Origin of the sequence: Duganella sp. sic0402 (assembly GCF_019219065.1) — a bacterium.
Classification (GTDB): domain Bacteria; phylum Pseudomonadota; class Gammaproteobacteria; order Burkholderiales; family Burkholderiaceae_D; genus Rugamonas.
The window spans coordinates 1-26,039 of the sequence record NZ_JAHUWK010000009.1; the positions used below are offsets into that span (position 1 = coordinate 1).

Sequence of the window (26,039 nt, forward strand, 5' to 3'; positions counted from 1 at the left end):
GTCGACAGCGCGTTGAACTGGGTCGAGTTGAGCGCGCCGAAGTGGGTCGAGTTCATCGCGACGATCTGCTCGGTGGTCAGGCCGGTCAGCTGGTTCGAATTCATCGCGGCAAACTGCGCGCTCTTCATGGCGACCACGTCTTCGGTGGTCAGCGCGCCGATCTGGTTGCTGGTCAGCGCGGCGATCACCGAGGTTTTCAGGACAGCGACGTCGGCGGTTTCCAGATGGGCGATCTGCTCGGTGCTCAGGCCCAGCACTTGGGTGCTGCTCAGGGCGGCTGCCTGGGCGGTGGTCAGGGCGACCAGTTGCTCGGTGGTCAGTACCTTGACCTGATCGCTGCTCAAACCCGCAATCGCGGAGGTCTTCAGTACGGCGAAGTCAGCCGACTCCAGCGCTTTCAGCTGGTTGGTGCTCAGCGCACCCACCTGGGCCGAGGTCAGCACGATAGCCTGGTTGGTGCCCAGTGCAACGATTTGATTGGTGGTCAGTGCCGAAATCGAGGCGCTCGAAATAGCGCTCACCTGGGCACTGGTCAGCGACTGCACCTGCTCGGTGCCCAGCGCTTTCAGCTGTTCGCTGCTCATGGAAGCGATGATGGCGGTTTTCAGGCCGACCACGTTGGCGGCGCTGATGGCGGCCACGTTCTCGGTCGACAGCGCGCTGAATTGCGCGGTGCTCAGGGCGCCGAACTGCGACGACTTCAGGGCCGACACTTGTTCAGTGGTCAGGCCCTTGGCGATAGCGGTGGTGCTCAGTGCGGTGACTTGCGCGGTGGTCAGTACGCCGATGTGTTCCGAAGTCAGTTTCGCCACTTGATCGGAGCTCAGGACAGCGATATTGGCGGTTTTCAGTGCGACCAGGTCAGCGGTTTCCAGGTTCGCCAGCACATTGGTGCTGAGGGCGCCTACCTGGACGCTGTTCAGCGCCGCAGCTTGTGCGGTGGTGAAAGCCTGGCCTTGCTCGGTGGTCAGCACTTTGATCTGATCGCTGCTCAGGCCAGCGATGGCCGAGGTTTTCAGGGCAGCAAAGTCTTCAGTATCCAAAGCCTTCAGGGCATTGGTCGACAGCGCGCCGACCTGTGCCGAGTTCAGCTGAGCCGCCTGGTTGATGGTCAAAGCGACTGCCTGATTGGTGCTCAGCCCCAGCGCCAGTTGCGCAGTGGTGAACGCAGGGATCTGGCGCGAAGTGAACGCGGCGATCTGCTCCGTGGTCAGTGCACGGAACTGGTCCGAGCTAAGTCCCGCGATATCAGCTGTCACCAGGGCAGCGATGGTATTGGTGGACAGGGCTGCTATCTGTTCGGTGGTTAAACTGGTTACGAGACTCATTTTTACTCTCCTGAGGGGTATTACCTGAATTCTGTTTTGGGCAACGCAACCAACGGGACCACCCCAGGTTTGCGCTCGCAGGCGGCATGCCGTTCTGCTATTTTTGTTCTTGAAGCTGCTGCTGAAAACTGACTATGTTCAATTCTTAACGACAACAGACGCGTTTACTTTAGGCATCTAAAGTTACAAAGCTTGTTCTAGTCCAACACGCACTGCGGTCACACGCATCAAAAGCCAACCGGGAGCGCTTGTGTAATAAGCGACCGCCAGCGGGCTTTCATTAAGTAAACTTGTTTACCAGAGGAAATTAAGTTCAAGGCCCCGCTGGCCGCCCGTTGGCATTAAAAAAACGACAGGCGGAAGACAAGTATATCTTAAACAAATTGCCCAAAGGAACTTTTTATTCTAGCTGTATCACTACCGCAACCTGATTTCCAAGCAATATTTCAGGGCTGGAAGCCGCATTTTTTCAGGCAGGGGTGGGTGCCAGTAGATTTACCATTAAGCAAAAAGAGATTCCTATTTGCAATTACATTCTTTTTTGACAATTTCCAAGAGGAATTTTTTTCCCAATGCCATAATGCCGCCCGCAGATGACAGCAGCATGACAATGAAAGTTCAGGCAGATTGCCGGCGCCAGTAGAGAATACTGGCTGTCGCCCCCAGCAGGGTGAGCGCCAGCAGATTGAGAATCAGGACGCCATCGGCGAAGCGCAGTGACAAGCCGATGCTGACACCAGCTTTCACGCTGAACTGCCAGCTCTGGTCGAAACGATAATAGCTCAGAACCTGTGGCAAATAATACAACATCCCACCCCACAGGCCAGCGACGTGGCGTTTCAGCGCCAGCACCGCCGCCAGGAAACCCAGCAAGGCCATGCCGAACATCAGCATGCGCCGGCTGCCGTCCTGCACCTCGCCCAGCAGCCCCAGACAGACGGCCAGCGTCAGCGCGCTATTTAAAAGCAGCACCCTGGCCAGCCATTTCTCCAATCCCAGCATCGGCGTCATCCAAAACGTGATTGATAATCGCTGGGCGCCACGCCCAGCTGCGCGGCAAATGCGCGCCGCAGATTGTACTCGCTGCCGAAGCCGCTCTGGCGGGCGGCGCGCTTGACCGACATGCCGGGCTGTTCCAGCAGCGCGCAAGCGGCTTCCATGCGCAGCCGCAGCAGCAACTGGGCCGGCGACATGCCGGCCTGCTGTTGCAGCCGGCGATGCAGGGTGCGTACCGACATCGCGAACGCCGCCGCCATCTGCTCCACATCCAGCTGCTGTTGCAGGCGCGCACGCAGCCAGTCGGTCAACTGGCCGTGCAAGCCTTGCGGATCAGCCTGCGCCAGCAGCTCCGAACTGAACTGGCGCTGGCCGCCCGGACGCTTGTAGAACACCACCAGCCGTTTGGCCACTGCCAGGCTGGCGGCGCGGCCCAGGTCTTCTTCCACCAGCGCCAGCGCCAGATCCATGCCGGCGGCGATGCCGGCCGAGGTGTACAGGCTGCCGTCTCTAATATAGATAGCGTCTTCCTGCACCGTGATCTGCGGATGCTGGGCTTGCAGCGCGGCGGCGTCCAGCCAGTGGGTGACAGCGCGGCGGCCGTCCAGCAGGCCGGCGCGCGCCAGCACGAAAGCCCCGGTGCACACCGCGCAGCAGCGCGCCAGCCGCGCGGCGGCCTGTCCAACCCACGCCACCAGTTGCGGCGCCAGGGCCGGACTGGCCCCGGTTTCCAGCCCGCTGCCGCCGGCCACCATCAAGGTTCCGCCCTCCAGCGCGGACAGCGGCGGGAAGGGCTCGGTGTGCAGCGCCACGCCAGCGCTGGAAGTGATCAGGCCGCCTGCGACGGAAATCATGTGGATTTGATAAGACGGCACCAGGCCGGCGCCGCGCGCCTCGTCATTGGCGGAGGAAAACACTTGGGCGGGGCCGGTGGCGTCCAGCAGCAAAAAGCCAGGATAGACCAGCAGCCAGATATCGATGGGCTTCATGTGGCAGATATTCCACCACTGATGTCATTTGTGTCAATCGCTGGTGTGGGAGCATGTCGTCACCATCACAGGAGGACAGCATGACATGCAACGTAGGTATTTACATTTTCGACAATGTTGAAGTTTTGGATTTTGCCGGGCCATACGAAGTCTTCACCTGCGCTGCGCGGGTGGCCGGCGACGCGCCGTTCTCTGTGCGCACCGTCGGCGCCAGCAATGCCCCGGTACGCGCCCGCGCCGGGCTGGTACTGCATCCGGAAACCACCTTTGCCGACGCCGGCTCGTTCGACCTGCTGATTGTGCCGGGCGGCGTGGTCGGCGCCGAGCTGGCGCGGCCGGAAGTCATCCGCTGGATCGCCGCGCAGGCGCGTACATGCGAGCTGGTCGCCTCAGTCTGCACCGGTGCCCTGCTGCTGGCCGAAGCCGGACTGCTGGACGGCTTGCCGGCAACGACCCACTCGGAAGACCTGGAAGAATTACGCGCCGGCTGGCCGCAGGTGGAGGTGCAAGCCGGCCGCCGCTGGATCGATAACGGCCGCGTCATCACCTCGGGCGGAATCTCGGCCGGCATCGACATGTCGCTGCACCTGGTCGAACGCCTGGTCGGCCGCGCGCTGGCCGAACGCACCGCCCGGCAGATGGAATACCACTGGCGCGACTAACCCCGGATGGGGTTACAGCTTTTTCAGCTGGTCGCGGGCGTAGGTGGCGCTGGGGTGGTTGGGCGCCAGTTCCAGGAAGCTGGCGTAGGCTTTACGCGCCTTGTCGCCATCGCCGAGCTTCATACGCGCATCGCCCAGATTTAAGTAGGCAATCGCGCGCGAGGCGTCGATCTGCACCGTGTTCTCAAACCAGCGCGCCGCTTCCGCATATTTCTCCTGTCTGTAATAAACGAAGCCGAGGTTGTTGGCCGCCAGCCCGAAATCGGGACGGTACTTCAACGCTTCGGTGAACGCCGCTTCCGCCTGCGCATACTGCTTCTCTTTATACAGCTGCAAGCCGCGATCATTAGCGCGCTGCGCCAGCTGGCGCGCCGAGACATCCACCGGCTTCGGCGCGGCAATCTTCTGCTCGCCGCCCTGCAAGTTTTTGATCACCACCGTGTTGCCCTCGGCCTGCTGGCTGCGACCGGTGTCGAGCTTGCTGTTGAGGGCAATCGCATCGGCCGGCAACTGCGCCGACTGCGCGCTGAGGAATTCCGCCTCGGCCGGCAGCTGGAACACAAACTCGCCGCCCTCCGAACCCGGCAAGCTGCCGAACGCCGGCGTCTGCTGCGACACGCTGGACACCGCCGGCGCCACATACGCCGCCAGTTCGGTGGCGGTGATCAGCCCATCACCGTTGAGGTCGGCCTTGCCGTTCAGCGCCTGCAGCAGCGTCCAGGTGAACACCGAGTGGCCGCCCGGCCCGCCATCAGCCACCATCTGGTCGGCGCCGCCGGCAGTCAGCATTTGCCGGCCGATGCGGCGCGCATTGTCGCGCAGGAAGGCGTTGCTGCCGCCGCCGCGCGTCAGGCCCAGGCCGCTGTAACAGGCGTCCATCACGAAGAACACATGCTTGGCATTGAGGCTTTCGGCGATGTTTTGCAAATCGGTCATCGGAATCGCGTCGACGCTGACCTGCTGCGGATCGGAGTCAGCCGGGATAATGTAGCCAAGATTGCGCCCGGACGACAGCTGACGCGTGGCGCCATGTCCGGCGAAGAACACAAAGATGCGGTCGTCCTTCTTCAGCCTGGCTTCGGCCAGCTTGTCGTGGAATAGCGCCAGGATGTTGTTGCGGGTCGCCTCGCCATTGGTCAGCGTGAACACGCGCTCGCTGTCGAAGCCGAATTTGCCGACCAGCGTTTCGCGGATCGCCTTGGCGTCCTGCACCGCGTATTGCAGCTTCGGCCATTTCTGGTAATCGTTGATGCCGATCACCACCGCATAGCTGTTGGCGTAGCCGGTGCTGACCGCGATCTTCTCAGGCTCCGGCTGCTTTGCACCCTTGGCCACCTTGAAATCCTGGCCATCCCAGCCGGCAAAGCTGTAGCCGTCGGCAATCAGCTTGTCCAGCACCATCGGCAACGCCTTGACGCTGCGGTCGTGGATGTCGTGGAACAGAATGATGCCGCGCTGTTCCTTGTTCAGCGTGGTCAGCACGCGGTTGGCGATCGAGCTCGGCACAGGATCGGCCCAGTCCATCGAATCCACATTCCACATCACCGAGCGCAGGCCCAGCTTGGACAGCACCGCCATGCCTTCGGCGTTGCGCGCGCCATACGGGAAGCGGAACAGTGGCGAGCGGCGTTCATCGGCCGCCTTGAGCGCGTTGTCGGCATTGGCGATTTCGCCGTACAGCTTGTCGCCGGTTTGCTTGGACAGCAGCGCGTGGCTGTAGCTGTGGTTGCCGACGGTGTGGCCGGCGTCGATCAGGCGCTTGCTCTCGCCCTTGTAGCGGCTGACGTTCTGGCCCACTTCAAAGAACACGCCCGGCACATTGTATTGTTTGAGGATGGCGGCGATTTCCTCGGTATAGCTGCCATGCGGGCCATCGTCAAAGGTCAGCACCACGGTTTTCGGCGGCAGCGCGTTGCCGAAGATTTCCTTGGCCGGCGCGGCGGCCGGTGGCTCCGGATACGGCACGATGACGCCGTAGTCCTTCAGGATCTGCTCGCGGCTGTACAGCTTGCGCAAGTGGGCGATGTAGTCGTCCCAGCGCTCGCGCTTGGGCGTGATGGCGCGCGCCTCGAAGCGCGAAAAGATGCCGCTGATTTCCTTGTCGTACTGCTTCTCGATATCTTCCAGCGCGGCCAGGTCTTCGCTGACGCGCTTGTGCAGCTTGATGGCTGGCAGCGTCTGGTCGGCGGCGGCCAGCTTTTGCAGCGCCAGCAGCACTTCGCGGAAAGCCAGTCGGTCGGCGTCATACAGGTCGGGCGCAGATTCGATATACGACAGCAGCGCATCGACAGCGGCGTCGCGTTGGGCCGGCGGCAGCGCCTGGGTTTGCGCCAGCAGCGGCTGCAGACGCGCCAGGCGTTCAAGATTTTCATGGAATAGCGACTGGCCAACCTGGTTGGCGGCCTTACGCTCGCTGTCGCCCAGCGTTTTTTCATCGGCCAGCAGCACGATAATCTTGCGGTAATTGGCCAGCAGCGCCTGCAATTCGGGCTGCACGGCGGGCACGGCAGCGGTGCTGGCCGGCGCCGGCGCGGCATCCGGCTTGCCGCGCAGCGCGACATACACGCCGCCGCCGGCCAATGCGGCCAATGCGGCCACCACGGCCGCAATCATCAACTTGGATTTCATTCGTAATTCTTTAAAGCAATGGAATCCGCATTCTATGACAGATTTGCTAACGCCGGATGAAACGGTACAGCAGCGGCAGCACCAGCAGCGTCAACGCAGTCGATGACAGGATGCCGCCGATGACCACCGTCGCCAGCGGCCGCTGGACTTCGGCGCCGGTGCCGGTAGCGATGGCCATCGGCACAAAGCCCAGCGATGCCACCAGCGCCGTCATCAGCACCGGCCGCAGCCGCGCCAGCGCGCCCTCGCGGATCGCCTGCTCGACGCTGCGGCCGTCCTCGCGCAGCTTGCGAATCGCCGAAATCAGCACCAGCCCGTTCAGCACCGCCACCCCGGACAAGGCGATGAAGCCGACCGCCGCCGAAATCGACAACGGAATCCCGCGCAAGGCCAGCGCCGCCAGTCCGCCGGTCAGCGCGAACGGAATCCCGCTGAACACCAGCAGGCCGTCCTTCAGGTTGCCGAACATGGCGAACAGCAGCAGCATCACCAGCGCCAATGCCGCCGGCACCACAAGCTGCAAGCGCTGCGAGGCCGATTGCAGCTGCTCGAACTGGCCGCCCCACGCGGTCCAGTAGCCGGCCGGGATCTTGACGCCTTGCAGCCGCTGCTCCGCCTCGGCGACAAACGAACCGATATCACGCCCGCGCACATTGGCGCTGATGACCACGCGCCGCTTGCCATTCTCGCGGCTGATCTGGTTCGGCCCCGGCGCGACATTGAAGCTGGCCACCTCGCCCAGCGGGATGAAGTGCTTGCCGCCCGGTAGCGGCAACGGCAGCCGGCGCAGCGCTTCCAGGTCGCCGCGCAGCGTCTCAGGCAGGCGCACGACGATGTCGAAACGGCGGTCGCCCTCGAACATGGTCCCGGCCTCCTTGCCGCCCACGGCGGTCGCCACCACGTCCTGCACGTCGATGACGTTGAGGCCATAGCGCGCCGTTTTGGCGCGGTCGATATCGACCGTCAGCACCGGCAGGCCGCTGGTCTGCTCGACCTTGACCTCCTGCGCGCCATCGACGGCGGAGAGCATCGCCGCGATGCGCGCCGCCGTGGCGTTCAGCACCGCGTCGTCGTCGCCAAACAGTTTGACGGCGACGTCGCTGCGCACGCCGGAGATCAGTTCATTGAAGCGCAGCTGGATCGGCTGCGAGAACTCATACGCATTGCCCGGCAACTGATTGACCGTCTGCTGGATCGCCGCGATCAATGCGGCGCGGGTCTTCTTCGGCTTGGGCCACTGCGCTTCCGGTTTCAACATGATGTAGCCGTCCGAGATATTCGGCGGCATCGGGTCGGAGGCGATTTCCGCCGTACCGGTGCGTGCGAATACGCGCTCGATCTCGGGGAACTTGCGCATCAGCGTCAGCTCGATCTGCTTCTGCATTTCCACCGATTGCGTCAGGCTGGTGCCGGGAATGCGCAAGGCTTGCATCGCCAGGTCGCCCTCGTTCAGCGACGGCACGAATTCGCTGCCCATGCGGGTGGCCAGCAGCAGCGACAACACCACCGTGATGCCGGCAAAGCTCAGCACCACCGGCGTATTCGCCAGCGCGCGCTCCAGCAGCGCGCCATACCAGCCATGGATGCGCGGCGTTTCCTTCTCCACTACATGATCGCCGATAAACAGCGCCACGGCGGCGGGAATGAAGGTCACCGACAGGATCATCGCACCAGCCAGCGCCATTACCACCGTCAGCGCCATCGGGTGGAACATGCGGCCTTCAACGCCGCTCAGCGCGAAGATCGGCAGGTAGACCACCATGATGATCAGCTGGCCGAACAGCAGCGGACGGCGCGACTCTTGGGCGGCGGCGAACACCTCGTCGAATTTTTCGGCACGGGTCAGCGGCCTTCCCAGCACCGCCTGCGCATGCGCCAGCCGGCGCACGCAGCTTTCCACGATGACCACCGCGCCATCGACGATGATGCCGAAGTCCAGCGCGCCAAGACTCAACAGGTTGGCGCTGACCTTGTACGCCACCATGCCGCTGAAGGTGAACAGCATGGCCAGCGGGATCACCATTGCGGTGATCAACGCCGCACGCAGGTTGCCGAGGAACAGGAACAGCACCGCAATCACCAGCACCGCACCTTCCAGCAGATTTTTCTTGACAGTGCGGATTGCCTTGTCCACCAGCGTGGTGCGGTCGTACACGGTAATCGCCTCCACTCCCGGCGGCAGGCTGCGGTTGATGACGGCCATCTGCTTGTCCACCGCCTGCGACACAGCGCGGCTGTTCTGGCCGATCAGCATGAAGACAGTGCCCAGCACCACCTCGCGGCCGTTCTCGGTAGCCGCACCGGTGCGCAGTTCGCGGCCGATATCGACATCGGCCACGTCACGCACGCGCACCGGCACACCGTCTACGGTGCGCAGCACGATGTTGCGGATATCTTCCAGCGTGCGCACCTGGCCCGGCGCGCGTACCAGCAACTGTTCGCCGCGCTTTTCGATATATCCCGCGCCGGCGTTGCCGTTGTTGCGGTCCAGCGCCGTTACCACGTCCTGCAATGTCAGCCCATATGAGGCGAGACGCTGCGGCTGCGGCGCCACCTGGTATTCCTTGGCGTAGCCGCCGATGGAATTGATCTCGGTAACGCCCGGTACATTGCGCAGCTGCGGCTTGACGATCCAGTCCTGGATTTCGCGCAGGTCGGTCGGCGTATATGGCGTGCCGTCGGCCTTCTTCGCATCCGGCCTGGCCTCCACCGTCCACAGATAGATTTCGCCCAGGCCGGTGGAGATTGGCCCCATCGACGGCGTCACGCCAGCAGGTAGCTGTGCGCGCGCTTCCTGCAACCGTTCGCTGACCATCTGGCGCGCGAAGTAGATGTCGGTGCCGTCCTTGAACACCACGGTGATCTGCGACAGCCCGTAGCGCGACAGCGAACGTGTCTGCTCCAGGCGCGGCAGGCCGGCCAGTACCGTCTCCAGCGGGAAGGTCACGCGCTGCTCGGTTTCCAGCGGCGAGTAGCCTGGTGCCGAGGTATTGATCTGCACCTGCACGTTGGTGATGTCCGGCACCGCGTCGATGGGCAGCTTGTTGTAGCTGACCACGCCCAGCGCCGCCATGGCCGCCACCAGCAGCATGACCAGCCAGCGCTGGTCGATGGCATAGCGGATGATACGTTCAAACATGGCTGTCTCCCGTCTCAGTGCGCATGCTCTGCGCTGCCCTTGCCCAGCTCCGCCTTCAGCACGAAGCTGTTGGCGGCGGCGTAGGTGGCGCCGGCCTGCAAGCCTTGCAGGATTTCGGTCAGCTTGCCGTCGCTGCGGCCCAGCGACACCGGCTGCGCCACAAAGCCCTGCGCGTTGCGCACGAAGACGGCCGGCTGGCCATCGACGGTCTGCACCGCGTCGGCGGCCACAGTGACAGCGGCTGAACTCAGGCCGGACTGCACGTCGACATTGACGAACAGGCCGGGACGCCAGGCGCGCTGCGGATTGGGCAAGGCCACGCGGGCGTTGGCGGTGCGCGTCTGTTCACCCAGCAGCGAGCCGACGTAGATGATCTTGCCGCTGGCCTGCGATTCAAACGCGGACGCACGTACGATGACGCTTTCGCCGACGCGCACACGGTTCAGGTCCTGTGGCGGCACGGCGAAGTCGGCCAGCACGGTGGACAGGTCGGAGATGGTGAAGACATTGGCGTCTTCCTTGATCGCTTCGCCCAGCGCGAGGTGCTTCTCCATCACCACGCCATCGAAGGGTGCGCGCAGTTCCAGTTGGTTCAGCTGCGCGCCCGCTGCCGCGCCGGCGCCGAGCACACTGAGTTTCTGCCTGGCGTTTTGCACCGCGATGTCGGCTTCGTTCATTGCCTGTTTGGCTTGCAGGTAGTCCTGTTCGGCGGAGATTTTATCCTGCCACAGCTTGCGTTCGCGCTCCAGCGTGGTGCTGGCCAGCGCCAGCCTGCGCTGCGCCGACAGCAGTTCGCTGCGCTGTTCCGACAGCGCGCTGCTGGCCAGCACCGCCAGCAGTTGCCCGCGCTTCACGGTTTCGCCCAGTTCGGCGTGCACCGCCACCACCACACCGGCCAGCTTGGGCACGACGTGGGCGGTGCGGTCTTCGTTGAAGCGGATCTCGCCGGGCAGCGTCAGGATGGTGCTGATGTCGGCCGGACCGGCCTTCGCCAGCACAATGCCGGCCGACTTGATCTGTGCTTCGTCCAGCGTGACCGCTTCCAGCGCCGCCGCATGCGTGGCGCCACCAGCGTCCGATGCACGGCCGGTGCTTTCGCCGTGCGCGTGTCCCTCCTCGTCATGCGTGTCGCCGCGCGGCTTGAGGATGAGCGCCGCCAGCAGCAGCGCAATAAGCGCCATGACGGCGATGGTGATTTTCTGTTGCTTATTCATGTTCTGCTCCGAGAATGCGGGAGATCGCAGCCTGCGCGCGGTGCGCATCGGCCAGCGTGGTGAGATAGTGGGACTGCGCCTGCAGCAAGGTGCGCTGCGCATCGAGCACGTCGAGGAAGCCGAACTTGCCATACTCAAAACCGGTGCTGGCCGCCTCGTAGGCGCTCTGCGCACCCGGCAGAATCTCGCTCTGCAAGGCCATCGCCTGCGCCCGCGCCGATGCATACTCCTCGCGCGCAGCCACCAGCTCCGCCTCCAGCCGAGACGCAGCAGCAGCCATGCCATCGCGCGCCTTGTCCACCTGACGCGCTGCCGCCAGCACAGCACCCTGATTGCGGTCAAACAGCGGCAACGGCACCGACAGTCCAAACACCGCCTGCGTGCGCCCCAACTCCTCCGAACGCTTGCTGCCGATATTCAGCGCCACGTCCGGCGTGCGGCGCGACAGCTCCACCCTGGCCAAGGCCTGGCGATGTTCCAGCTCGGCGCGCGCTACCTGCATCGCCGGCGCTTGCGCCAGCAAGGCGCGTTGCGCCAGCAGCGACGGCAGCTCCGGCAGCGCGGCGATCTCGCCCGCCACCAGTTCAAAACGCGGCGACGGATTGCCCCACAGGGACGCCAGCCGCGCGCGCGCCGTCACCAGCGTACTATGCGCCTTGATCAAGTCCAGCTTCACCGTGGACGCGGCCACTTTCGCCCGCGTTTCCTCCACCGGCGACACCTTGCCAGCCACCACCCGGCGGCCGGTCGCGCTGGCTGCGCGCAGCGCCAGTTCCGACGCCTGCTGCGCCAATCGCAGCTGCTCCTGCGCCGCCAGCACTGCAAACCACGCGGCAGCCGTCTCGGCGCGCACTTCGGCGCGGCGCTGCGCCAACGCTGCCGCCACGCCTTCGCGGCCGCGCTGCGCAGCCTGCACACGGGCCGAACGCTTGCCGCCCAGTTCCAGAGGCTGACTTAATTGGATGGTGGTTTCGCGCGTATCACGGCGCGTATCAACCCGCTCCATCATCAGCGAAGGATTGGGCAGCAGGCCGGCTTGCTGCACCATGCCGTCTTCGGCCAGCAGATCGTGGCGGGCCGCCGCCAGCTCGGGATGGGCGTCATCCGCCAGCACCAGCGCTGCGGACAGCGTCAGCGGCGCAGACGGCTCAACAACGGCCAGCGCGCACGCAGGCCAAGCCGCTAGCCATAGCGGCAATAATAATTTGTACATCGAATTCTCCGATTAACAGCAAAGGAATTCGACGAGACGTGAAAGGGAAGAGAGATCAGGCCTCGCCGCGTCAGGCGAGGGAGAGCCAGTTGGGCCGTGGCGGCCCGTCGGCGATATAGGAATGGTAGTGCAGCGCACCCGGCTGCGCATACGCAACGGCCGGCGCCGCTGCCAGCACAGTATCGGCAACCGGCACGGACGCCTGTACCGCGTGATGGCATACTTCGCAATCGCCATGCTTGGACAGCTTGCCGCTGTCCGCATCGTCACCGGCTTGCGCCTGGTGCTGATGTCCATGGTGGCCGAAGTGCGTGACCTTGCTCGACTCATGCTGGCAATACACGGCCGCCATCGACCAGGAATACTGGATCGGCAGGATGGTCAGCAGCAGAATGAGCAATAGTTTTTTCACCAGCCTATTGTAGCAGCCTGCCGCCGACCGTGCTTTTTACGCTTTTTTCAACAACTCGGCGCGCAGCGGCAGCTCGCGCACGCGCACGCCGGTGGCGGCAAACACCGCATTGGTCAGCGCCGCGCCCACACCGGCGGTGCCCGGCTCGCCGATGCCGCCCGGTGCCTCGCTGCTGCTGACGATCACCACATCGATCTTCGGCGCCTGGCTGATGCGCAGAATCGGATAGTCGTGGAAGTTGCTCTGCTCCACGCGGCCATCTTTCAGCGTGATCGCGCCGAACAGGCCGGCCGTCAAGCCGTAGTTGATGCCGCTCTGGATCTGCGCCACCACCGTGTCCGGATTGACCACCTGGCCGCAGTCGACCGCGCACACCACCCGCTTGACCGTCACCTCACCCTCATCGCTGACCACCACATCCACCACCTGCGCCAGATAGGTGCCCCAGGCGCGCATCAGTGCGATGCCACGTCCGGTGCGCGGCGGCAGCTGCTCGCCCCAGCCGGCCTTTTGCGCCGCCAGCTTCAATACCGCGGCCGCGCGCGGCTGCTTGCCCAGCAGCGACAGGCGATACGCCAGCGGGTCCTGTCCGGCCTTCAGCGCCAGCTCGTCCATAAAGCTTTCCAGCACCGTCATATTGCGGGTCGGGCCGACGCCGCGCCAGAACGCGCTCGGCACCGGACCGTCTTCCTGGCGGTACTCGCTGCGCATGTTCGGGATGTCATACGAGAAGATGTCCGAGCCTTCGACATTGTCGATATCCAGCCCGTCTTTCAGCCAGCCCGGCGCGAACGCCGCCAGGTTGGACGGCCCGGCGATCTTGTGCGAGAACGCCACCGGCTTGCCGTTCGCATCCAGCGAGGCCGATACCGCATGCGCATACAGCCCACGGAACAGGCAGTGCTGGATATCTTCCTCGCGGCTCCACACCAGCTTGACCGGCCCCTTGACCTGTTTGGCCACCGCTGCCGCCTGCACCACATAGTCGGTGTACAGGCGCCGCCCGAAACCACCGCCGATGTAATGGTTATGCAGCGTGACTTTTTCCGGCGCCAGTCCCAGCACCTTGGCCGCATCGTCGCGCGCACGGGCCGGCACTTGCGAGCCGGTCCAGATTTCCGCTGTGCCGTCGCCTTTCACATGCACGGTGCAATTCATCGGCTCCATGGTCGCATGCGCCAGCATCGGATTGATGTACAGCGCCTCCACCCGCTTGCCGTCGGCCGCCAGCGCCTTCAAGGCATCGCCGTCGTTGCGGGCGATATGGCCGGGCTGCTGCAGCGCGGCCACCATCAGCTGGCGCACATCGCCGGTGGACAGCTTGGCGTACTGGCCTTCGTCCCAGACGATGTCCAGCGCAGCCAGGCCCTGCTTGGCGTACCAGTAGTTATCGGCCACCACCGCTACCGCGTTCTCCAGACGTACCACCTGGCGCACGCCGCGCAGCTTGCGCGCCTTGGCGTCCTTGACGGATTTGAGCTTGCCGCCAATGACCGGGCTGGCCGCCACCACCGCCACCTTCAGCCCCTTGACCTGCGCATCGATGCCGAACAGCGCGCTGCCGTCAGTCTTGCCCTTTGCGTCTAGGCGCTTGGCTGGCTTGCCGACCAGTTTGAAATCCTTGGGATCTTTCAGCGCGATCTTTTCTGGCGCCGGCAACTGGCTGGCGGCGGCTACCAGCTTGCCGTACTTGATGCGGCGGCCACTGGCGGCGTGCACCACCTCGCCGTGTTCGGCACGGCAGCTGTCGGCCGTCACTTTCCATTCATTGGCTGCGGCCTGCACCAGCAGCATGCGCGCGGCGGCGCCGGTCTGGCGCATCGGCTCATACAGCAGGCGGATGGTCAGCGAGCCGCCGGTGAACTGGTCGCCGAACGGTGCGCCATACAGCTTGGCGTCGGGCGGCGCGTGGCGCAGCTGGATCTGCTCCATGTCCACTTCCAGCTCCTCGGCGATCAGCATTGGAATAGAGGTGTAAGTGCCCTGGCCCATTTCCACTTTCGGCATGGTCAGCACGATGCTGTCGTCAGCGCCGATGGCGATGAAGGCATTCAGCTCGGCCGACGCGGCGGCGCCTGTGCTGGCTGCAGTGCTCTCGCCTGGCCAGTAGCCAACCAGCAGGCTGCCGCCGGCAGCGGCGGCCACTTTCAGGAAGCTGCGGCGCGATACCGCACCCGGTGCGTATGGCGTATTCATGCTCACGCTCCTTTCAGCAACGGCGACGCGGCGGCGTCCTTGATCGCCTCGCGGATGCGGCTGTAGGTGCCACATCGGCAGATATTGCCGGCCATGGCGTCGTCGATCTCGGCGTCGGTGGGCTGGCGGTTCTTGGCGATCAGCGCGCAGGCCGACATGATCTGCCCGGACTGGCAGTAACCGCACTGCACCACCTCCACTTTCAGCCACGCCGCCTGCGTCGCCTTGCCGGCCGGCGTCGCGGCTATGCCTTCGATGGTGGTGATTTTCTTGCCGGCCACCGCCGATACCGGCAGCACACAGGAGCGGGTGGCCTCGCCATCCACATGCACGGTGCAGGCGCCGCACAGCGCCATGCCGCAACCGAATTTGGTGCCGGTCATATGCGCTTCGTCGCGCAGCACCCACAGCAGCGGCATGTCACCCGGCACGTCGAACGTGCGTGGCTTGCCATTGATCGTCAGCTTGATCATCAACGTCTCCCCCGTGTCAAAACTTCACTATAGCGAGGTATGTACGCCGAATGACACTAGCCTTTGGGGATACTGAAACAACTGCAAGTTGTAAATGTTATCGATACATAATATTTTTATATGGAAGCGATCCCATCGCCGCCACGTAACAACCCTGTCATATCCGCTCATTACCCTGTGGCCTTTTTCCAACTCACCCAACGGATACTGACATGCAACTTCTCCCCGCACGCCCCCTGATCCTGGCCCTGAGCATTGCCGCCGCGCTGAGCGCCTGCGGCGGTTCCAACCACGACGAACCGCTGGTCATCCCGGCCGCGCCAGCCGACCAGGGCGCGGCGGAAGTGGTGGCCGTACCGTCCGCCACCGCTTTTGTCGACACCATCGCCACCAACCAGCGCGGCGACGCGCGCTATGCGACGCTGGCCACCAATGCCGGCGTGCGCGTGCTGGGCGGCATGCTGAATATCTGGAAACCGCTGACCGAAATCGTTGACGCCGGCGTGACGGCGGACGCGGCCAACGGCTTCCCGGCCATCGTCGCCTCGGCCTGGACCGGCGTGCCGAATGACGGCACCCCAGGCGGCACCGTGCTCAACGCCGCCGTGCACCAGGCCAATATCGACTACGTGATCAAGGCCACCACCAACCGCACCGCCGAGCAGGCTACCCAGGCCTACCTGGACGACCGTCGCGGCAAGGGCTACAGCATCACCGACGGCATGGGCCCGCTGACCGCCGCCTACCGCGCCGCCGCGCAGCAGACCACCTCCATCACCGAAGTGGCGGCCGACGCTACCACCAAGCTGTACAACGACAGCGGCAACAACACCGGCGTCGGCGGCAGCGCCAATGCCAGCTTCGGCAGCGTGGTGGACCTGGTCAACCTGGTCGGCAACAACGCCTCCACCGAGCCAGCCAAGCGCTTCTACAAATACGCCCGTCCTTACCGCTGGAGCAGCAATGTGGTGCTGCTGCCAGCGCTGGTCCCGGCCAAGAGCACCACCCCGGCCACCGACGGCGGCTTCACCAGCGGCCACACCGCCGAAGCAGTGCGCGATGCAGTGGCCATGGCCTACGCCGTGCCGGAGCGCTACCAGGAAATGCTAAGCCGTGGCATGGAGCTGGGCGAAATGCGCATCCTGGCTGGCATGCACTCGCCGCTGGACGTGGTCAGCGGCCGCATTCTCGGCCAGGCCAGCGCCGCCGCCAACCTGGCTGATCCAGCCAATGCCGCCAAGAAAACCGCCGCCGTCACGCAGGCGCGCACCGCGCTGATGGCCGCCACCGGCACCACCGCCGACACCTTTGCCGCCTATGCGCAATCCGGCACCAAGGCCAATGACCGCTTCTCCGACTACGCCACCAACAAGGCCAACTACCTGCGCCGCAGCACCTACGGCTTCGCGCAGATCGCCGCCACCAACGCCGCCGCCGTCGTACCGAAAGGCGCCGAGGTACTGCTGGAAACCCGCCAGCCTTACCTGAGCGACGCGCAACGCCGCGTGGTGCTGAAAACCACCGCCATGGCGTCCGGCTATCCGGTGATGGACGATGCTGAAGGCTGGGGCCGCCTGAACCTGTTCGCAGCGGCGGACGGCTATGCCTCGTTCAGCGGCAACGTCACCATCGTCATGGATGCGGCCAAGGGCGGCTTCAACGCGGTGGACCGCTGGCGCAACGACATCAGCGGCGCGGGCAAACTGGTCAAGCAAGGCTCGGGCACGCTGAAACTGGCGGGCGCCAACAGCTGGACCGGCGGCACCGAACTGAGCGCCGGTACGCTGCAAGGCGACTCGGTGGCGGCCTTCGGCGCCGGCGACGTCTACAACAGCGGCGGCACGCTGGTGGCGAATGCACCGTCGGCGCTGAAACTGGCCGGCAAGTACACGCAGCTGGCCGGCAGCACCACGCTGGAACTGGACATCGGCGCAGCCGCAGCTGGCAGCCAGGGCACGCTGACGGTGGGCGGCGCCGCCACCATCGCCGGCGGCACGCTGCGCATCAAGTTCGCCAACGGCTACAAGCCGAAAGCAGGCGACGTGCTGAACCTCATCACCGCTGGCAGCCTGAAAGGCAAGTTCAACACCATCACCGTGGATGGCTTCAGCACGGTGACGGCGAACTACAGCGCCACCGGCCTGACCCTGACCCTGGGCTAAGCGATACAAAGGCGCGGCAGCGATGTATGATGGCAACATCGTCTAATCGCCGGCCGCGCCATGAATCAAGCTGAACTCGATCTTTTCAACGACAAGCTCGACGCCCACGCCAAGGAAGTGGAACGCTTTCATGGCGAGGTGGCAAACGTCACGCGGCAGATCGCCAACTGCGACAAGCTGGTCAGGCTGGCCAACGCCGGCCTGAGCCAGATCGACGGCAAGATCGCCGAAGCGGTGCGCATCAGCAGCGCGGCGCAGCACGTGGCCAACGAGGCCGGCGCGCAAGCCAGCGCCGCCGCCACTGCCGCCACGCAGGCAGCTGTGACCGGCATGCTCAGCCAGCTACAGCAAGCCACCGAAGCGGCGCGCAAGACCAGCCTTTCGCTGAACATCCTGCAATTCAAAACCGGCGGCTGGATCGCCGTCTACACCGTGCTGGTATTGCTATGCTGCCTGGCGACCGGCGTGCTCACCAGCTGGGCGCTAAGCGGCAAAGCACTCACGCCAGAACAAGCCCACTACGTCGAACTCGGCAAAGCCCACGAAGCACTGCTGGCCAACGCCAGCGACAAAGAACTCAAGCAAATCACCGCCATCCGCAACCGTCCCCCGAAAAAGGATCAGGACAAATAAACGTGATCGTTGCGGCGCCGCGCCTGGTGCACAAACACCTTGGGCGGCTGGCCGAAGGCGCGCAGGAAGGCGCGGCGCAGGCGTTCCTCGTCGCCGAAGCCGGTCATCGCGGCGATGCGGCCGACCGATGAGTGTCCCTGGTCGATCATCGCCTGCGCCGCCTCCACCCGCAACTTCTCGATCGCCTTGGCCGGCGCCATGCCAGTCTGCGCCTGGAACATGCGGCTGAAATGGCGTGGACTCCAGTGCACCTGCGCCGCCAGTTCCTCCACGCTCAAGGCCTTGTGCAGATTATCGCGCGCATACAGCAGAGCGTGCTTGACGCGGTCCGAGCTCGGTTCGATCTCGGCCATGGCGGAGAACTGCGACTGGCCACCGGTGCGGCGGTGATACACCACCATCGCGCGCGCCACCTGGCGGGCGATATCGACACCGAGGTCGCCCTCGACCATCGCCAGCGCCATATCGATACAGGCAGTCACGCCGGCCGATGACCATATCGCGCCATCCTTGACGAAGATCTTGTCCTCATCGACCAGCAGCCGTGGATGGCGCTCCTGCAGGCGACGGCCAAAAATCCAGTGCGTGGTCACGCGCTTGCCGTCCATCAGCCCGGCGGCCGCCAGGATAAACGCGCCGGTGCAGATGCTGGCCATGCGGCGCGTGCTGTCCGCCACCGCACCCAGGGCCGCCTCCAGCGCCGGCTGGCGTTGCGGCTCGTGGATGGCGCCGCCGACCAGCAAAGTGTCGTAGCGGGCGCCTGCCAGCGCCGTGCTCTCCAGCGCCACGCCGGCCGAACTGCGGACCGGTCCGCCGTCCACCGACACCGTCGCCAGCTCGTACAGCGGTTCGGGCAGCAGCGTGTTGGCGAACTCGAAGACGGTCAGCGCCGCCATGTCCAGCGCCTGAAAACCGGGGTAAATCACCAGGCCGATACGTTTCATGAGCATGTCCGTTGAGGTAGATAACGCGTATTTTACGCCATGTCCGGAAATGCGTGTTATTGGTCATAACGGACAGATCAGCGGACGGCAGAATGTCATTCATCCACTCAACTGAAAGGAAGACATCATGAAAACCAGCGGCAATACCATCTTCATCACCGGCGGCGCATCGGGCATTGGCCGTGGCATCGCGGAAGCCTTCCACAAGCAGGGCAATCAGGTCATCATCAGCGGCCGCCGCAAGGCCTTGCTGGACGAAGTGACGGCGGCCAATCCCGGCATGGCCAGCATCGAACTGGACATCCAGTCGCCGGTGCAGATCGAAGCGGCGGCGGCCAAGCTGACGCGCGACTTCCCATCGCTGAACGTATTGTTCAACAACGCCGGCATCATGCCGTTTGACGACGCCGCCGGCGCCATCGACGATGCGGTGGCGCTCGCAACGGTGGCCACCAACTTCCTTGGCCCGGTGCGCATGACCGCGGCGCTGCTGCCGCACCTGAAGCAGCAAAAAGACGCGGTGGTGATCCACAATTCCTCGGTGCTGGCCTTCATCCCGCTGGCGAATACGGCGGTGTACTCGGCCACCAAGGCGGCGATCCATTCGTACGCGCTGTCGCAGCGCTTCATGCTGGCCGACAGCGGCGTGCGCGTGGTCGAAATCGCCCCGCCATGGGTCGACACCGACCTGATCTACAAGAGCGGTGACGAGCGCGCCATGCCGCTGCCGGCCTTCATCGAAGAAACGATGCGCGGCCTGGCAGCCGGCAAAGACGAAGTGATCGTCGAAGCCATCGCCGCCCTGCGCGACAACCCCGGCTCCGGCGAACACGCCTTGGTGAACGCCTTCAACCAATCGATCAAAGAAAACCCCATCCCGATGGGCCACTAAAACTCCGGGGAGTTATGGTTTAGCGTTGGCCGGCGAGGCGGCGTATCACTGTCGCCAGCCGGTCGATTTCGTCGTAGGTGTTGTAGAAGGCCAGCGACGGGCGCACCGTGGTTTCGACGCCGAAGCGGCGCAGGATGGGCTGTGCGCAGTGGTGGCCGGTACGCACGGCGATGCCTTCGTCATTGAGTGCCTTGCCCACTTCTTCGGTGCTGTAGCCGGCCAGTACGAAGGACATCACGCTGGCTTTGTCGGCCGCCGTGCCGATCAGGCGCACGCCTTTGATGCTGCGTAGCTGTTCGGTGCCGTACACCAGCAAGTCGTGTTCGTAGCGGGCGATGTTTTCGATGCCCACCCGGTTGACATAGTCGATTGCCGCACCCAGGCCCACGGCGTCAGCGATGTTGCCGGTGCCCGCTTCGAACTTGTTGGGGATAGGCTGGAACACGGTTTTCTCGAACGTCACGTCGGCAATCATATTGCCGCCGCCCTGCCATGGCGGCATGTCTTCCAGCACTTCGCGCTTGCCCCATACGACGCCGATGCCGGTCGGGCCGAATACTTTATGGCCGGAGAAGACGAAGAAGTCGGCGCCCAGGTCCTGCACATCCACCCGCATGTGCGAGATCGATTGCGCGCCATCCACCAGCGCCTTGGCGCCGGCACGGTGCGCCAGTTCGACGATTTCCTTGATCGGCGTAACCGTGCCCAGCGCGTTCGATACCTGCGTCACGGCCACCAGCTTGGTACGGTCGTTGAGCAGCTTGCGGTATTCGTCGAGCAGGATCTGGCCGCTGTCATCGACCGGGATCACGCGCAGCTTGGCGCCCTTGGCCGCGGCCAGCTGCTGCCATGGGACGATGTTGGCGTGGTGCTCCAGATTGGAGACGATGATTTCATCGCCCTCGCCGATGTGCTGCGCGCCCCAGCTTTTCGCCACCAGATTGATCGCCTCGGTGGTGCCGCGCACGAAGATGACTTCATTCACCTCCGGCGCGTTGATGAAGCGCTTGACGCGTTCGCGGGCGCCTTCGTACGCATCGGTCGCGCGCGCCGCCAGCTCGTGCGCGGCGCGGTGGATGTTGGAGTTTTCGTGCTCGTAGAAGTAGCTGATGCGGTCGATCACCGATTGCGGCTTGTGCGTGGTGGCGGCGTTGTCGAACCAGACCAGTTGGCGGCCATTCACGCGTTCTTGCAGGATCGGGAAGTCGCGGCGGATTGCCTGCACGTCGAACGGCGGATGGCGGTCGCCGCCAGCCAGCGGCACGCTGCCGTGTGGATGTGGTTTGGCGGGCGTGACGTAGCCGCTTGGCAGGACAACGGCGTCGACAAAATAATATTGTGGACGGTCGGAGGCCGACGGGCCGGCGACCGGCGACGAGGCACCCGGCAGCCCGGTCGCCGGCGGTGCGCTCAGGTCGCGTAATACGAGCGGCGGCGCTGGGTACAGGCTGGCCACCGGCGGATACGCGGACGCAGCTTCGCTGTCCGCCAACACGGTGCCGGGATGGCCGGCTCCGCCAGCGGTGCCTGGATGACCGTAACGCTCATTGAGGAAGTAGAACGGCGACGAGCCGCCATGCGATGGCGCATCGGCCGCAGCAGCTTCAGGCACGCCTAGCACGGTGCTGCCGCTGCGCGGCTCGTAGCCAGGCAAGGTGCTATAGACCTTGTCCGGCACGCCATTGCCAGCCGGAGCGACCGGCGCCAGCGCGGGCGCGCGGTTGCCCAGCGAGAGTACTTGCGTCGGCGAGGCGGGTATCAGATTGGTGCCGGGCGCCTGGCCTTGCGGTATCGGCGTGCCTGGCACGTTGGGCCCCAGGCCGGCCGGACTGGCCAGCGGGGAACCGGGCGGCGCGATATTCGCCGGCGCCTGCACGCCGTGTACGCCCAGCGGCGTGCCGAATGGCGCAACAGCAGGCGCCGGCGTATTGGCCGCAGCGGGTGCATGCGCACCAGCCGGGCCGAGAGCGCCCGACGAACCGGCGCCAGGACCAGCCTGGAACAGCGCATTGGCCAGCCGCGCCAGCGCCGCCGGATCGAACGGCGCACCAGCCGGCTCTGACGCCGCCGGCAGAGAAGGAGATGGATGGCTCACGGCGCGCCTTATTTATAGGTATCTGGATAGTCGTGGTATTTGCCGATTTCCACATCATCGAGCACGGCCAGCGCATCCGGCGTCAGCACCGCCAGCGAGCAATACAGCGAAATCAGATAGGACGAAATCGCGTGGTTGTTAATGCCCATGAAGCGCACCGACAGGCCTGGACTCTGCTCGCCCGGCAGGCCAGGCTGGAACAGGCCGACCACGCCCTGGCGCTTGTCGCCCACGCGCAGCAGGATGATCTTCGACTTGCCATCCGCCACCGGCACCTTGTCCGACGGGATCAGCGGAATACCGCGCCAGGTGATGAACTGCGAACCAAACAGGCTGATGGTCGGCGGCGGCGTGCCACGGCGGGTCGCTTCGCGGCCAAAGGCGGCAATCGCCAGCGGGTGCGTCAGGAAGAAGGCTGGCTCTTTCCACACCTTGGTCAGCAGCTCGTCCAGATCGTCCGGCGTCGGCGCGCCGGTCAGCGGGAAGATGCGCTGCTCATCGGTCACTTGCGCCAGCAGGCCGTAATCCGGGTTGTTGATCAGCTCGGATTCCTGGTTTTCCTTGATGGTTTCGATGGTCAGGCGCAGCTGTTCCTTGATCTGGTCATGCGGGCTGCTATACAGGTCGGACACGCGGGTATGCACATCCAGTATCGTCGATACCGCGTTCAGGAAAAATTCGCGCGGATTTTCTTCATAGTCGACATAGGTGCGCGGCAGCTGGTTCTCTTCTTCGCGCGCGGTGCAGGTAACCTTGATCGCTTCCGGATTCTTCACCTTGTTCAAGCGATAGATACCCGCCTCCACCGGCACCCATTGCAGCAAATGCGTCAGCCAGCGCGGGCTGATGGTCGATAGCTGCGGTGCGGTTTTGGTTGCGTTTGCTAATTGCCGTGCGGCGTTATCGCCCAGCGCCGTGGTCCCACCTACTGTTGCCGACATCGTGACTCCAATCCAGAATGGTTAATAAGAAAAACGAATAAGCTAGTTTGCTGTTTGCATAACGTTTACTCAACAGGCTATAGCCATCAAGTTGGCGGGCGTTGCGCCGCGCCGTGCGTGAGCAGCTCGGCCGGCGTCAATTGCAGCGCTCCCGCCAGCTTCTCGACGGTGAGCAGCGAAGCAATCACCACGCCACGTTCTATCTCGCCGATATAGGAGCGGTTCAGGTTGGAGTTCTCCGCCAGCCGCTCCTGCGACCAGCCCTGCGCCTCGCGCAATTGCCGCACGCCGATGCCGAAGCTTTGCACCAGCGCGCTCGACACGCCTGCCGAGCTCATGACGCACCGATGCCGTTGGCTTGCGCGCCTTCGCGCGATTCAGCCTGCGCCACGCGGCCGCCGGCCGGCACGTCGTGCGTCAGCCACACATTGCCGCCGATGACAGCGCCCTTGCCCAGCGTGATGCGGCCAAGGATGGTGGCGCCGGCGTAGATCACCACGTCATCTTCCACGACAGGATGGCGCGGCAGGCCTTTTTGCAGATTGCCTTCGGCATCGGTCGGAAAGCGCTTGGCGCCCAAGGTTACAGCCTGATAGACGCGCACGCGCTGGCCGATGACGGCGGTCTCGCCGATCACCACGCCGGTGCCATGGTCGATAAAGAAGCCGGCGCCGATTTGCGCGCCCGGATGGATGTCGATGCCGGTGGCGCTATGCGCCAGTTCGGACACGATGCGCGCCAGCAGCGGCAGGCCCAGTGTGTATAGATGGTGCGCCAGACGGTAATGAATCATTGCCAGCACGCCCGGATAGCACAGCAGCACCTCATCGACACTGCGCGCGGCCGGATCGCCCTGGTAGGCGGCCAGCACATCGCTATCGAGCAGCGTGCGGATGGCCGGCAAGGCGGCGGCAAAACTGCGCACGGCGGCCAGCGCTTCCTCATCCACCGGGTGGCCTTCGCCGCGCAGATTGGCGTTGTAGGCCAGCTCGCGTTTTACCTGATGCAGCAGCGCGTGCAGCGACGCATCGAGCGCGTGGGCGACGTGGAAATCTTCGCTCTCCTGGCGCAGATCGGGCGGGCCGAGGCGCATCGGAAACAGCACGCCCTTGAGGCAGTCGATGATGGAAGATAGCGCATCGCGCGAAGGGAACGCGCGGTTGCCCGCTTCGCTATTACGACGTTGCGTCTGCCGCCAGCTGTGGCGCGCCTGGTGCAGCGACTGCACGACGCCGGTGATGTCGAAGGTCGCCATGGCAATCAGTCCTGTACCCAGGGCAGACTGTGGAAACGCCAGCCGTCGGCTTTGCCACGCTGCTGTTGATCGTCGATCTCGCCTTCAAAACCCTCCAGCACATTGAAGACATTGCTCAGGCCGGCCTTGGCCGCTGCTTCGGCAGCCAGCACCGAGCGCTTGCCGCTGCGGCATAGCAGCAGCGCGACGGTGTCCTTGCCGCCGATCTTGGCTTCCAGCTCACGGGGGAAACGGGGATTGCGGGTCAGCGCGGTGCCGGTGGCCCAGGCCACATGCAGACTATCGGGGACGTGGCCGACAAACTTGCGCTCCTCGGCGGTGCGCACATCAACCAGCAGCGCCTGGCCGCTGGAGAACAACTCCCATGCAACGGCAGGCGGCACGCCGCCGGCATACGACAGGCCCGAGGCTTCAGCCTGGGATTTGATATCCGCCAGTTGCTGCGGCAGATCGAGTACTGCGTCCGACATGGGTAACCTTTGTGCGTTGATGGCGATAGACGCCAGCATACGTTTCGTCAAACGCAAACAAAACGAATAAAAACAACTTCACAAAGGCGAAAAACTTATAAGCCAAATCCGGGGTCAGTTCTGACCCCGGACCCGAACTGACCCCGGATTTTAGTGTGCTTTGGCGCGGACTTTGGCGACTTCGCGTTCGGAGACGCTGGCGGCGGTGTTGGTCCAGCCCTGGCGCAGGAAGGTCGCCAACGTCGCGACTTCGGCGTCGCTGAGACGGCGCGAGAAGCCTGGCATGACCAGGATAGACGGCGCTTTCTCGGTCGATGGCGTACGCGCACCGTGCAGGATGACGTTGATCAGCGCGGTCGGATTGTCGGCGTTGATCACCGTGGCGCCATCCAGCTCAGGGAAGACGCGCGATGCGCCTTTGCCGTTGACGAAGTGACAGGCCGAGCAGTTGTCGAGGTACAGGCGCTCACCCAGATTCAAGTTGACAGCAGCGGTCAGCTTGCGCGCGGTTTCGTCCTTGCCTTGCGGCTTGACCGCAGGACCGCGTGGCGGCACTGGCGGCAAGGCCTTCAGGTAGGCAGCAATCGCGCTCAGGTCGTCTTCACGCAGATGCGAGGTGCTGTGCTCGACCACGGCGGTCATTTCACCGGCCACTGCCGAACCGTGGTTGCGGCCGGTCTGCAGGTAGTCGACGATTTGCGCTTCGTTCCAGCGCGGCATGCCGCGCAGCGATGGCACTGGCCAGTCGTTCAGCTCGCCACCGGCGAGGAAGCTGGCCTGGCCGCTGTTGCTGGCCTTCTCGTTCATCGCGAAGCCGCGCGGCGTATGGCAGCTGGAGCAGTGCCCCAGGCCTTCCACCAGATACGCGCCCTGCTTGACCTTGTCGCTCCAGCCAGCTTGCGCCACAAATGGTCTGCTGTCGGCGAAGAAGTAGTTCCATACGCCCATGCCCCAGCGCATATTGAACGGGAAGCTCATCTTGGTCGCCGGCGGTTCGTAGTTCGACGTTTTCACGCCCGACTGGAAGAAGGCATACAGCGCCTTCATGTCCGCATCGCTGACCTTGGCGTAGCTGGTGTACGGCATGGCCGGATACAGGTGCGTGCCATCCGGCTTTACGCCTTTGCGCACGGCGTCCGAGAATTGCTGCTCGGTATACGTGCCGATACCCTTTTGCTTGTCCGGCGTGATGTTGGTCGAGTAGATGATGCCGTGACCACTATCGATAGCCAAACCACCGGCAAACGCCGGCTTGCCAGGCGCGCTGTGGCAGGCGATGCAGTCGCCGGCGCGCGCCAGGTATTCGCCGCGCTGGATCAGCGCCTGGTCAGGGGCGGCATGTGCGGCGGCGCCGGCCAGCGCCAGCACCGCCGTGGTGAGGAATTGCGTCATTTTGT

Annotated in this window: 20 protein-coding genes and 1 pseudogene; 4 read left to right on the forward strand and 17 right to left on the reverse strand. The window is 64.3% G+C overall.

Annotated elements, in window-relative coordinates:
• From KW842_RS19855 to KW842_RS19865, 3 genes and pseudogenes are all read right to left on the reverse strand, one after another.
• Nucleotides 1-1,328, reverse strand: a pseudogene (locus KW842_RS19855) (heme utilization protein); the annotation flags it as partial.
• 618 nt (nt 1,329-1,946) lie between these two features.
• The gene (locus KW842_RS19860) at nt 1,947-2,330 is read right to left on the reverse strand and encodes a hypothetical protein (protein WP_218305859.1); all 384 of its coding nucleotides are present in this window, start codon (nt 2,328-2,330) and stop codon (nt 1,947-1,949) included.
• A 5-nt stretch (nt 2,331-2,335) separates the two neighbouring features.
• Nucleotides 2,336-3,313 (reverse strand): GlxA family transcriptional regulator, encoded by a 978-nt coding sequence (locus tag KW842_RS19865; protein ID WP_218305860.1) that lies wholly within the window; start codon nt 3,311-3,313, stop codon nt 2,336-2,338.
• A gap of 80 nt (nt 3,314-3,393) precedes the next feature.
• Here KW842_RS19865 and KW842_RS19870 point away from each other — a divergent pair, with 80 nt between their 5' ends.
• Complete coding sequence (locus tag KW842_RS19870; protein ID WP_218305861.1) at nt 3,394-3,975, forward strand: DJ-1/PfpI family protein; 582 nt, start codon at nt 3,394-3,396, stop codon at nt 3,973-3,975.
• Nucleotides 3,976-3,987: 12 nt separating this feature from the next.
• Here the strand turns inward: KW842_RS19870 and KW842_RS19875 are convergent, their stop codons facing one another.
• The 7 genes from KW842_RS19875 to KW842_RS19905 form a co-directional block, all read right to left on the reverse strand.
• Nucleotides 3,988-6,603 carry a polysaccharide deacetylase family protein gene (locus tag KW842_RS19875; RefSeq protein ID WP_218305862.1) on the reverse strand — a complete coding sequence of 872 codons (2,616 nt, stop codon included), beginning with the start codon at nt 6,601-6,603 and terminating at the stop codon, nt 3,988-3,990.
• 46 nt (nt 6,604-6,649) lie between these two features.
• Nucleotides 6,650-9,742: a CusA/CzcA family heavy metal efflux RND transporter gene (locus tag KW842_RS19880; protein WP_218305863.1), complete on the reverse strand. Its 3,093-nt coding sequence runs from the start codon at nt 9,740-9,742 to the stop codon at nt 6,650-6,652.
• Nucleotides 9,743-9,756: 14 nt separating this feature from the next.
• Entirely contained in the window at nt 9,757-10,956 is a 1,200-nt protein-coding gene (locus KW842_RS19885; RefSeq protein WP_218305864.1) for an efflux RND transporter periplasmic adaptor subunit, read from the reverse strand.
• Nucleotides 10,949-12,169, reverse strand: a complete 1,221-nt coding sequence (locus KW842_RS19890; RefSeq protein WP_218305865.1) for a TolC family protein — start codon at nt 12,167-12,169, stop codon at nt 10,949-10,951. Before KW842_RS19890 ends, KW842_RS19885 begins: the two co-directional genes overlap by 8 nt.
• Before the next feature lie 70 nt (nt 12,170-12,239).
• Nucleotides 12,240-12,581, reverse strand: coding sequence for a DUF2946 family protein (locus KW842_RS19895; protein ID WP_218305866.1), 342 nt, complete (start codon nt 12,579-12,581; stop codon nt 12,240-12,242).
• Nucleotides 12,582-12,617: 36 nt separating this feature from the next.
• On the reverse strand, nt 12,618-14,777 hold the full coding sequence (locus tag KW842_RS19900) for a xanthine dehydrogenase family protein molybdopterin-binding subunit (RefSeq protein WP_218305867.1): 2,160 nt from the start codon (nt 14,775-14,777) through the stop codon (nt 12,618-12,620).
• Between the two features lie 2 nt (nt 14,778-14,779).
• Nucleotides 14,780-15,250 carry a (2Fe-2S)-binding protein gene (locus KW842_RS19905; protein WP_218305868.1) on the reverse strand — a complete coding sequence of 157 codons (471 nt, stop codon included), beginning with the start codon at nt 15,248-15,250 and terminating at the stop codon, nt 14,780-14,782.
• A 212-nt stretch (nt 15,251-15,462) separates the two neighbouring features.
• Here KW842_RS19905 and KW842_RS19910 point away from each other — a divergent pair, with 212 nt between their 5' ends.
• Both KW842_RS19910 and KW842_RS19915 read left to right on the forward strand, forming a co-directional pair.
• The gene (locus KW842_RS19910) at nt 15,463-17,412 is read left to right on the forward strand and encodes a phosphatase PAP2 family protein (RefSeq protein WP_218305869.1); all 1,950 of its coding nucleotides are present in this window, start codon (nt 15,463-15,465) and stop codon (nt 17,410-17,412) included.
• 60 nt (nt 17,413-17,472) lie between these two features.
• On the forward strand, nt 17,473-18,045 hold the full coding sequence (locus tag KW842_RS19915) for a hypothetical protein (protein ID WP_218305870.1): 573 nt from the start codon (nt 17,473-17,475) through the stop codon (nt 18,043-18,045).
• On the opposite strand, the gene KW842_RS19920 is transcribed toward KW842_RS19915, so the two are convergent.
• Nucleotides 18,033-18,989 carry a GlxA family transcriptional regulator gene (locus KW842_RS19920; RefSeq protein WP_218305871.1) on the reverse strand — a complete coding sequence of 319 codons (957 nt, stop codon included), beginning with the start codon at nt 18,987-18,989 and terminating at the stop codon, nt 18,033-18,035. The genes KW842_RS19915 and KW842_RS19920 overlap by 13 nt on opposite strands.
• A 127-nt stretch (nt 18,990-19,116) precedes the next feature.
• Between KW842_RS19920 and KW842_RS19925 the strand changes: the two genes are divergently transcribed.
• Entirely contained in the window at nt 19,117-19,881 is a 765-nt protein-coding gene (locus KW842_RS19925; RefSeq protein WP_218305872.1) for an SDR family oxidoreductase, read from the forward strand.
• Nucleotides 19,882-19,900: 19 nt separating this feature from the next.
• Here the strand turns inward: KW842_RS19925 and KW842_RS19930 are convergent, their stop codons facing one another.
• The 6 genes from KW842_RS19930 to KW842_RS19955 all read right to left on the reverse strand — a co-directional run bounded on the left by KW842_RS19930 (nt 19,901) and on the right by KW842_RS19955 (nt 26,034).
• Nucleotides 19,901-21,976: a family 2A encapsulin nanocompartment cargo protein cysteine desulfurase gene (locus tag KW842_RS19930; RefSeq protein WP_373925213.1), complete on the reverse strand. Its 2,076-nt coding sequence runs from the start codon at nt 21,974-21,976 to the stop codon at nt 19,901-19,903.
• A gap of 8 nt (nt 21,977-21,984) precedes the next feature.
• On the reverse strand, nt 21,985-22,917 hold the full coding sequence (locus KW842_RS19935) for a family 2A encapsulin nanocompartment shell protein (protein ID WP_218305873.1): 933 nt from the start codon (nt 22,915-22,917) through the stop codon (nt 21,985-21,987).
• An 86-nt stretch (nt 22,918-23,003) separates the two neighbouring features.
• Nucleotides 23,004-23,255 (reverse strand): helix-turn-helix domain-containing protein, encoded by a 252-nt coding sequence (locus KW842_RS19940; RefSeq protein WP_218305874.1) that lies wholly within the window; start codon nt 23,253-23,255, stop codon nt 23,004-23,006.
• Complete coding sequence (epsC, locus tag KW842_RS19945) at nt 23,252-24,172, reverse strand: serine O-acetyltransferase EpsC (protein WP_218305875.1); 921 nt, start codon at nt 24,170-24,172, stop codon at nt 23,252-23,254. The genes KW842_RS19940 and epsC overlap by 4 nt, the downstream gene beginning before the upstream one ends.
• Before the next feature lie 5 nt (nt 24,173-24,177).
• The gene (locus KW842_RS19950) at nt 24,178-24,642 is read right to left on the reverse strand and encodes a rhodanese-like domain-containing protein (RefSeq protein WP_218305876.1); all 465 of its coding nucleotides are present in this window, start codon (nt 24,640-24,642) and stop codon (nt 24,178-24,180) included.
• Nucleotides 24,643-24,792: 150 nt separating this feature from the next.
• Entirely contained in the window at nt 24,793-26,034 is a 1,242-nt protein-coding gene (locus tag KW842_RS19955; protein ID WP_229223809.1) for a cytochrome c, read from the reverse strand.
• Between the last annotated feature and the right edge of the window lie 5 nt (nt 26,035-26,039).